Raw genomic sequence first — 8057 nt, forward strand, 5'->3', positions numbered from 1 at the left:
CTTAATTGTCTATCTTTTGGCATTAACCTGTTTGTGCCTTAAGTCCTTCCCTGTATGGATTTCAGCTACTTTTGAGCTTAGGTACTCTCATCGAATTTTATTTTAAGTTAATTATTCGCATAACAATTCCCGAAGAGCCAGAAAACTTTTTTTGGGCATTAGTCAAGCGGTTTATTTAAAACACTTCAAAAAAGCTATTTTCCAACTGGTTATTAAACGTAATAGAATCAATTTAATTATTTATAATCCTCAAAAGGAGATAATTTGCGAATGGATAACACAGTAAATTATGCCGATATTCTGACTCAAGTTATCAGAAAAGAGTCAGCGATGCAACCTCGATTACAAACCCTTAAAATTACCCCAGTTTGTGATCCAGAATCAGGCAACTTTTTAATAATTATGACTGGTTGGGAAAAAGAAGCATGGATTAATACAATTTTATTTCACGCTCGTTTATTGAAAAATAAAATTGTCATTGAAGATGATAATCTTGAAGAAGGATTAACAACCACTTTAATTCAAGCTGGGATTCCCCCAGAAGATATTATTACTGGACTTTCCCTAGAGTAAGGCAGGCATTACCCACCTTAGCGATATCGCAATGAATGTTAGGAAAAATTATCTAAATGCTTCAATTCTATCTAAATAGACATTAACTAATTTATGTTCAATAACCAAAGCTTCAACTTCTGGCCAAATACGAGCTAAAAACTGATGAAATTCTCGTTTTCGTATATTGCCAAAACGGAGATGTACTACTTTAGGTGCAAAAAAATTAAGCATTAGTTGATCGGAAAAGTCTGTATCTTTCGTAACAATAACCAGTTTTTTATCCTTTGCATATTGCCAAATTTCCGTATCCCTTGGACTTCTCCCTAAAAATGATCGGTAAAGATGGAGTGAACAGGATTTTAGCTGGTAAATTTTCATCAAAGAAAAAACCATTCATGCAATTTTTCTGACTTCATAGTGATTCGCCATCAATCTTGCTGCAAATTGCATACAGGCATAAATATCTTCTCGATTCAGAGAAGGATATTATTCAATTACTTCTTCAATAGAATCCCCTGCTCCTAAAAATTCCATAACTGTTTGCACCGGAATTCGGGTTCCAGCTATAACAGGTCTTCCATTACAAATATCTGGATGGATATGGATACGACTTTCCATTAAGGTTTTGTTACCTCTTTGATGACCTTAAGTAAACTTATTATACCCTTTCATGGTAATAGGTGAGGATGTTGGGTTTCCTGAAAATCGATCGCTCCAGCGGTAGGACTCGCATTAGGGAACGCACCCTACCATATCTGCACTTCGTAACAAAAATTTACAACCCCATCATAAGCGATCGCACTCTCGTCCGTCGCTGTGCATAGATGTTTTTAGCTTATTATCATTTGCTTAAATCAATGTTTAAGGAACGCACGCTACCAGATTGGTGTACTGTTACAGAGCATCCAAAACCAAAACTTTTAAATCTGGGACAGCAGCTAAACGGGCATCATTGGTCAAGAAAAACATAGCACCTTCTCCCATAGCAGTGGCAATCTGGATTGCGTCTGGAGTTCGCAAGTTTTGTCTTGCTCTTAACTGGGCGGCAACTTCGGCAATCTCAACAGAAATAGGTACTGTAATTAAGTTTTCTTGATCGAGAAGAATATCACGATACTGGCAGGCAAGTTCTACATTACCTGAGCGTAATGGATGCACCAAAACTTCCGTCAGCGTCAACGTAGAGGTAACAACTTGAAACTCGCCTCGACTTAGCGCCCCAAAAAAGGCACGAACAAGCCCTAAATATGCCTGATTTTGCTCCATCAGGTAAATGAGTGGTGCGGTATCCAACCCCACAACTTGACCTTGTAGTTGCATCAGCCATTCCATGAGGCACGTTCCTGATTAACGTACTCTTGAGCATCAAGTCCATTCCAGATTTCTTTTCCTAGTCCTTCTAGTTCCATAATGCTATGCTTGGGCTTAACAAGCATAGGGCGACGTACCATTACAGCTAACTCTTTTAATAAGCGAAGTTGCTCGTCTGGGGTGAGATTCTCAACTTGCCGGCGAACATCTTGATAGGTAGCCATACTCTTTACTCCCTGTTTCTTCTATTAATCATGTCATATTGCACACAGATCACGGCTCCAAAAAGTAAGGTAAAATGCCCCCATATTTGTCTATATCCGATCGCACTCCCGTCTGTCGCTGTGCCTAGACGTTTTTAGCTTATAATCATTTGCTTGAATCAATGACCATGGTGTGTTCCCCAAAATCGATCGATGCAGCGGTAGGACTTGCATTAGGGAACGAATCTTACCAGAGCAGCGATCATACTATTCCCAAGTTAGAGTTATACCTTCTAGGTTACATACTCTCTTGATAGTTTCCAGTTTACTTTCAGTCAATTTCCCAAATAGATGAACTCTCATTTTATGTTTGGGATAATACTGTCCATAACTCTTTATTTGGCCAATCGCTGATTTCCAGCCTTTTGTATTTTTAACTTCAATTATTTCCGTATTAGTTAAGACATCTATTCTACCTACCTTATCAATGTAAACCTCGGTTTTTCCTCCTAATTCCCTAGCAAGTTTGTCCCGATACCAAGCCTCTGTCCCCTTTACAGGAGTATTTATCTCAGGCTCAATAACTATGCCATTAAGCTGATTAATAAAGTCCCGAATTGCTCCTCTTACTAATTTTTGAGCAGCATTGGGGGACTGTCTTTTCCGTTTAGCCATTACTTACTCAGTGAATAATTTAGAGATACCATACCCAGCCAAACCAATTACTGCTCCTACTGCCGCTACGGGAGCCATTGTAACTGCAACTGCCGTCCCTCCTACTGCTAACCCCATACCTCCAACCAATGCTGATATACCGGCCCCAGCACCCGCACCAATTGCCGCTGCTCCAATTGCCGTTGCGTCTTGTTCTTCTATTGCTTTTTTGGTTCCGTAAACTGCCGTGCCGACAACTGCTCCTGCCGCTGCTACTGGAGCCATACCAACTCCTAGAGCAGTTCCTCCTACAGCAAGTCCCATACCGCCAACTACTGCCGATGCACTAGCTCCAATGGCTGTACCCACTCCCACTGAAATCATTGCCTCTTGAACTTCTTCTGGCTTATTTTTGTCCGTCATTATTTTGCCTCATTTTTTAGGTTTAACTAATTATACAGAGACTTTCCGAATAACCAGAGTAAGGATATATGGAAACTTTCGACATATCACCCCATTTTGTGGATTTCTGACAATCAGCCGAGATACAAAGAACTTTTCAGCGACCATAGCACCAATTATAATTCTTGAGGTAACTGAGCAGACTAACTAAAAGTGGCGATGGCGGAGCAAATTCTTTCTCTACTCCTGTACCTAATTCTCATTTTAACGGCTTTTTGGTTTATTAGCCCCCAAAAAAAGCCCCGTAGTCATCCCGCCTATCATCTTGCTTGTTTACTAGAAGATGCTCCTGAAAGCTCTTTAAAGGGTCAATTTTATCCCTTGGCTACTCCCTTGGCTACCCCGATCGCCTGTACTGTTCCGCAGGTGTGGCGTAGTATATATAGGCAGTCTCTGGCAAAACCGGATGTTAATTATTGGCAATGGCGCGGTATGCCCGAAAATGAGCAGTTTTGTCGGGAATTACGGGAATTATTGCGATTAAATCCAGCTAGAGGTTACGCTAAGGAAATTCTGGAAAGTCTGGCCTTGGGTCAAGATCCTTTTTATCATCTTTACTGGGATCTAAAAGCGATCGCTAATGGTAACTTTAACACTATCGGGACTAATAAACTAGCTGAGGGCAGATTCGCCAGGCGAGATTTGCGAACTCATCAGCAGATGCGGAGGGATTTTCGTCAATGGCATTTACAAGCTTGTGAACAGTTGGGAAAAGAACGGGTTAAAGCGGTTTATCGGGTGTGTTATGGGTCAGATTGGTCATTAATCGCCCAAATTCTCTATCCTTCGCCCCGTTCCTTGGCCGTGATGATTATAGAGTCCGCTAATCCCGTTTGGTGGCGAGTTTTGGGGATTACTCCTTTTACCACGACTAGCCGGATTGAGAACAATTATAAAACTCTCTTGTGTTATTGGCATCCCGATCGCAATTCCCATCCCAATGCTACAGAAATCACTGCCCATCTTAATCGCGCCTACGATTGTTATCAAAGTTTTCAGGAGATGAGCAGTCAAGATAATGCACCTTTGTGGACGAAAATCCGTCGCTGGATTCCTTAGACTTGACTCTAGTTTTTCCCTTGACTTTTTCCTTAACGAAAGAATGTTAGTCTAGGAACAATTTAAGACCACGCTTGCACTCTCAGGGTAATGAATCTAGTGCTTTTAAACAATCGCTACCAAATTGTTAGTATCCTTGCTAGGGGGGGATTTGGGGAAACTTATATCGCTATCGATACGAATATGCCTTCTCAACGGCGCTGTGTGATTAAAAAATTGCAGCCGGCCATTCAAAGTGAGGGGATGCCAGAATGGTTAAAAGAACGTTTTCAGAAAGAAGCAAGCGTTTTAGAGGAATTGGGGGAACAAAATCGCCAAATACCCCGTTTGTACGGTTATTTTGCCCAAGATAATCACTTCTATCTGGTGCAGGAGTGGATTGAAGGGGAGACACTAACCCAAAAACAGCAACGTCAGGGAAATTTATCTTCCTCGGTAGTGCGGACGATTTTAGAAAATTTACTGCCTGTTCTTGATTTTATTCACAGTCGCCGCATTATTCACCGGGATGTGAAACCCGATAATATTATCTTAAGAAATAGTGATAATTTGCCCGTTTTAATCGATTTTGGGGTAATGAAAGAGGCAGTGGCCACCTTACTCGATCCTACGGGAAAAAGTGCCTATTCGATCGCCCTTGGCACCCCCGGTTATATGGCTTCGGAACAGGCTGCCGGGAGACCGGTCTTTTCTAGTGACCTTTACAGCCTAGGCTTAACGGCGATTTTTTTATTAACGGGAAAAACTCCCCAATATCTAGAAACTGACTCGCGCACGGGGGAAATTCTCTGGCGACAGGAGGCAGAAAATGTTAATCCTAATTTAGCTATGGTAATCGATCGAGCGATCCGTTTTCATCCCCGCGATCGGTTTGCTACTGCCAGGGAAATGTTAGCAGCTTTGGCAGAAATATCCCCGGATTTGTCCACCCAACCGACTATCGCAGTTTCTCCCCATAGTCCCCGATTAAAGTCCTCTACACCCCAAAAACCAACCGTCTCCCCCACTGTGGTTATTCAACCCAATTCCGGGGAAAAAAAGAATCCTTGGCTGCGGATTTTGCTGATTTTTGCGGTGACAATTGGAGCTTTTGCCCTGGGATATCGGGGATTTATGGCTCTTTTACCCAAAAATGAGGAAATTGAACCATTACCACCCCCTGAACCTTCTCCTACTCCTGAAATCATTCCTCCTCCCTCCCAAGATTTTCCCCCTATCCGACGACCTTCTCGCCGACGGACTCCCATTTATTCCCCAACTCCTACCCCATCCCCCACTCCTACCCCAGAGGTGATTCCTAGTCCAGAAGTGACTCCAGAATTAACTCCTAGTCCCACCCCAGAAGAAGTAATTCCTATTCCTGTTCCTCTTCCTGAAACAGATCCGAGTCCTCAAGTTTCTCCCCTTCCTTCTCCTTCCCCTTCTCCTTCGCCTTCTCCTGTTCCAGAGGTGATTAATCCCCCGGTTAATGAGGATAAAATTGAACCGATTGCTCCTCCTGTTTTATCACCTTCTCCTCCTGAAGAAAATAGTAATTAGGGTTTGCTGAATAAATCTAAAAACCTTGTTGGGTAAGACTTTTAGACTTTTTGTCAATCAAAAAGTACCATATCTGGGAGTGATCGGGGGTAAAATTCCTGGACTTTTTCCCTGAAAATTAGGTAATTGACCCCCTCAAAATCGGTAAAACCCTACACCCCACACCCCACGAAAAACTTTTTCAGCAGCCCGTAATTAATAGACTGCTTGCAGAAGTCTGGCAAGGGGAAGATGATAATTTTTTCTTAAACCTTTCCCCTTTTGCCTACAATGAAAGAGAGCTACTGTTTAGGCTTAATTCTTCTGATTCTATCTGCTCTGCCAGTTGACGCAGTAGATCAAAAATGCTAGTTAGGGTTTCCTCTGGTAATTTAGCCATATTCAATTATTTCTATCATCTGGCTGGTGCGAGGTAATCCTGTTTAATTTAGTTTGCGATCAAGTTGAGGATCAGTCAAGAGAGAAGGCAAAGGCGAATCCGACACACTGCGCCACAATCCCTCACGGAAAAAAAATAGTTCGTCTGAGAAGCAGTAAAACAGGGGAAAAAACCTGAGAATCCTTGCCCTGTGAATCGCTAAGCTAGGGAGAGGAATGTAAAGATTTATTAAATTGTAGCTTTTGACACAGTTGTTTTTTGGGGATGTGTATCCTTCTGTTGTCTGCCTTTGACGTTGGGTGGGGGTGTTGCTTGACCTAGCTGCGAGGTGAGCGATCGCCTAACATTTTGGGAAATTTACCAAATTCTTTGAACGGGGTAAAGGTCAAATATCTCATCAATGCTCAGAATAGGCATAATTTCGGTTATTGATTGGGATATTAAAAGTCGATCAAAGGGGTCTTTATGATAGTGGATAAGGGTTGCTAGTGTCCAGATATGAGCTAGATCAATAGAAAGTATTTCTAGATTATTAATGGTTATTTGATTTTTAATTAATTCCTGTAAAGATGGGTTAAGTTGTAATTTTCCCAGTTGCAGTTTTATTTGCATTTCCCAGACACTAGCAACGATTAAAAACAAGCGATTATTTCGATCAAATAACAAATCTTGCCCGGTTAGTGATAGTTTTTCTGAGTTAATTGACCACCAAATAAAGCTATGGGTATCTAATAAAAGTTGCATGGGTTAAGTTGGCGGCAAGAGTTCATCGGTTAGGGGTTCGTTAAAGTCATCGCTGATCCAGCCTTGACCTTGATATAATCCTGCAATTCTACCTGTTTGGGTTATTTGGGTTTGATGGTGTTGATTGACTATAGATTCCAAAAAATCGAGAATTTCTTGTTGTTGTTGGACAGGTAATGTCTGAAGGGTTTGCAATAAAGGAGAATTGGTATCTAGGTCAGCATCGTTCATAACGATTTGATTTGAGGATTTTGGGGGGATACCTCAAGGATAGCATGGGTTTTCAGAGGTGAGGGGACAAGTTACGGATGGTGCGATCGCACTACTGTTGACATAATTTTGTAACCATGACCAACTTACCCCTGTTACTCTAGCAATTACTCGTAAGGAAATTCGTTCGAGTAAGAGTTTATCAATTAATTGTTTGGTTTCGTCAGAGACAGTTTTATTAGTGGGATTGATCACAAACTGACGACCACATTCTTTACATTGACGTTTGGGTTTTCCATTATGAATAGAACCATTCTTGATAGTATGGTGAGAACCACAATTAGGACAGGGGAATAGAGGTGAACTAGGGGGGGGATTTTGTTCGGTGCTAGACTGATATTTGAGTAAGCTAGACAGGAGCCAGAAAAAGATATTTATCAGAAAAGTCATGATCAAGCTAGAGGTTTAAAGACTGATCGGGTTCCAATTATTTTTATTAATAAATATTTTACACAATTCATACCAGGTAGGCAAGAGGGCTACGCCACTACTACCGAATCATTACCAACTGACCCAACAATGACCAAAAAAGACCGACAGAATCAGTAAACCTTGCTGCGAAACAAGCCACCAAAGCTTTGTCGGGACTGAAAACATTTGGTTTTCCCAGAAGCTGGTGATGGGATTTGAACCCGCGACCGGCTGATTACAAATCAGCTGCTCTACCACTGAGCTACACCAGCATTTTTAACCAACCCATTATAACACAAATAGACCAAGTGGAGATTTTTTCCTCGTCGATCATCGGAAATTTTGGGTCTGAAACCCCGCCGTTCTAGGTTGGCTTTACGTTAGAATTAAAAGGCCAGTCTCGAAAACCAAGTGGACGGCGCAGCACCTTGAAAACTCGGCTTAGGGGGTTCCGACCAGAAAAGCTTGGC

11 protein-coding genes, 1 tRNA gene and 2 pseudogenes are annotated in these 8057 nt (G+C 41.8%); 4 read left to right on the plus strand and 10 right to left on the minus strand.

The genetic code is table 11. The features are described from left to right. Positions 1 to 136: 136 nt before the first annotated feature. Together PN470_RS07530 and PN470_RS07535 are read left to right on the plus strand one after the other, a co-directional pair. Positions 137 to 286 (plus strand): annotated as a pseudogene (locus PN470_RS07530) (element excision factor XisH family protein); the annotation flags it as partial. Then, positions 271 to 573 carry an element excision factor XisI family protein gene (locus PN470_RS07535; RefSeq protein ID WP_002734790.1) on the plus strand — a complete coding sequence of 101 codons (303 nt, stop codon included), beginning with the start codon at positions 271 to 273 and terminating at the stop codon, positions 571 to 573. The pseudogene PN470_RS07530 and the gene PN470_RS07535, both read left to right, overlap by 16 nt. Before the next feature lie 48 nt (positions 574 to 621). On the opposite strand, the gene PN470_RS07540 is transcribed toward PN470_RS07535, so the two are convergent. The 6 genes from PN470_RS07540 to PN470_RS07565 all read right to left on the minus strand — a co-directional run bounded on the left by PN470_RS07540 (position 622) and on the right by PN470_RS07565 (position 3146). After that, a complete protein-coding gene (locus tag PN470_RS07540; protein ID WP_271935329.1) occupies positions 622 to 948 on the minus strand; it encodes a DUF5615 family PIN-like protein in 327 nt (108 codons plus the stop codon). A 93-nt stretch (positions 949 to 1041) separates the two neighbouring features. Further along, complete coding sequence (locus PN470_RS07545) at positions 1042 to 1173, minus strand: DUF433 domain-containing protein (protein ID WP_002731629.1); 132 nt, start codon at positions 1171 to 1173, stop codon at positions 1042 to 1044. A gap of 276 nt (positions 1174 to 1449) precedes the next feature. Then, entirely contained in the window at positions 1450 to 1887 is a 438-nt protein-coding gene (locus PN470_RS07550) for a type II toxin-antitoxin system VapC family toxin (protein WP_271935328.1), read from the minus strand. Beyond that, a complete protein-coding gene (locus PN470_RS07555) occupies positions 1875 to 2090 on the minus strand; it encodes a hypothetical protein (RefSeq protein ID WP_002732614.1) in 216 nt (71 codons plus the stop codon). Before PN470_RS07555 ends, PN470_RS07550 begins: the two co-directional genes overlap by 13 nt. 246 nt (positions 2091 to 2336) lie before the next feature. Next, positions 2337 to 2744, minus strand: coding sequence for a hypothetical protein (locus PN470_RS07560; RefSeq protein WP_002746866.1), 408 nt, complete (start codon positions 2742 to 2744; stop codon positions 2337 to 2339). A gap of 3 nt (positions 2745 to 2747) precedes the next feature. After that, positions 2748 to 3146 (minus strand): hypothetical protein, encoded by a 399-nt coding sequence (locus PN470_RS07565; RefSeq protein WP_002746868.1) that lies wholly within the window; start codon positions 3144 to 3146, stop codon positions 2748 to 2750. A gap of 198 nt (positions 3147 to 3344) precedes the next feature. Between PN470_RS07565 and PN470_RS07570 the strand changes: the two genes are divergently transcribed. Both PN470_RS07570 and PN470_RS07575 read left to right on the plus strand, forming a co-directional pair. Beyond that, a complete protein-coding gene (locus tag PN470_RS07570; protein WP_272104204.1) occupies positions 3345 to 4244 on the plus strand; it encodes a J domain-containing protein in 900 nt (299 codons plus the stop codon). A gap of 90 nt (positions 4245 to 4334) precedes the next feature. Then, on the plus strand, positions 4335 to 5783 hold the full coding sequence (locus PN470_RS07575) for a serine/threonine-protein kinase (protein ID WP_272104206.1): 1449 nt from the start codon (positions 4335 to 4337) through the stop codon (positions 5781 to 5783). A gap of 736 nt (positions 5784 to 6519) precedes the next feature. Here PN470_RS07575 and PN470_RS07580 read toward each other — a convergent pair. From PN470_RS07580 to PN470_RS07595, 4 genes and pseudogenes are all read right to left on the minus strand, one after another. Continuing rightward, entirely contained in the window at positions 6520 to 6906 is a 387-nt protein-coding gene (locus tag PN470_RS07580) for a type II toxin-antitoxin system VapC family toxin (protein WP_002746877.1), read from the minus strand. Positions 6907 to 6909: 3 nt separating this feature from the next. Further along, on the minus strand, positions 6910 to 7137 hold the full coding sequence (locus tag PN470_RS07585) for a DUF2281 domain-containing protein (RefSeq protein WP_002731731.1): 228 nt from the start codon (positions 7135 to 7137) through the stop codon (positions 6910 to 6912). A 96-nt stretch (positions 7138 to 7233) separates the two neighbouring features. After that, a pseudogene (locus PN470_RS07590) lies at positions 7234 to 7464 on the minus strand (IS1/IS1595 family N-terminal zinc-binding domain-containing protein); the annotation flags it as partial. Between the two features lie 323 nt (positions 7465 to 7787). After that, positions 7788 to 7859, minus strand: a tRNA-Thr gene (locus PN470_RS07595). Positions 7860 to 8057: the final 198 nt, after the last annotated feature.

This window comes from Microcystis sp. CS-574 (assembly GCF_028329095.1).
Taxonomy (GTDB): domain Bacteria; phylum Cyanobacteriota; class Cyanobacteriia; order Cyanobacteriales; family Microcystaceae; genus Microcystis; species Microcystis ichthyoblabe_A.

Coding starts and splice junctions, on each gene's coding strand:
- PN470_RS07535 (WP_002734790.1), top strand. CDS start 271: ATGGATAACACAGTAAATTATGCCGATATTCTGACTCAAGTTATCAGA.
- PN470_RS07540 (WP_271935329.1), bottom strand. CDS start 948: ATGGTTTTTTCTTTGATGAAAATTTACCAGCTAAAATCCTGTTCACTC.
- PN470_RS07545 (WP_002731629.1), bottom strand. CDS start 1,173: ATGGAAAGTCGTATCCATATCCATCCAGATATTTGTAATGGAAGACCT.
- PN470_RS07550 (WP_271935328.1), bottom strand. CDS start 1,887: ATGGAATGGCTGATGCAACTACAAGGTCAAGTTGTGGGGTTGGATACC.
- PN470_RS07555 (WP_002732614.1), bottom strand. CDS start 2,090: ATGGCTACCTATCAAGATGTTCGCCGGCAAGTTGAGAATCTCACCCCA.
- PN470_RS07560 (WP_002746866.1), bottom strand. CDS start 2,744: ATGGCTAAACGGAAAAGACAGTCCCCCAATGCTGCTCAAAAATTAGTA.
- PN470_RS07565 (WP_002746868.1), bottom strand. CDS start 3,146: ATGACGGACAAAAATAAGCCAGAAGAAGTTCAAGAGGCAATGATTTCA.
- PN470_RS07570 (WP_272104204.1), top strand. CDS start 3,345: ATGGCGGAGCAAATTCTTTCTCTACTCCTGTACCTAATTCTCATTTTA.
- PN470_RS07575 (WP_272104206.1), top strand. CDS start 4,335: ATGAATCTAGTGCTTTTAAACAATCGCTACCAAATTGTTAGTATCCTT.
- PN470_RS07580 (WP_002746877.1), bottom strand. CDS start 6,906: ATGCAACTTTTATTAGATACCCATAGCTTTATTTGGTGGTCAATTAAC.
- PN470_RS07585 (WP_002731731.1), bottom strand. CDS start 7,137: ATGAACGATGCTGACCTAGATACCAATTCTCCTTTATTGCAAACCCTT.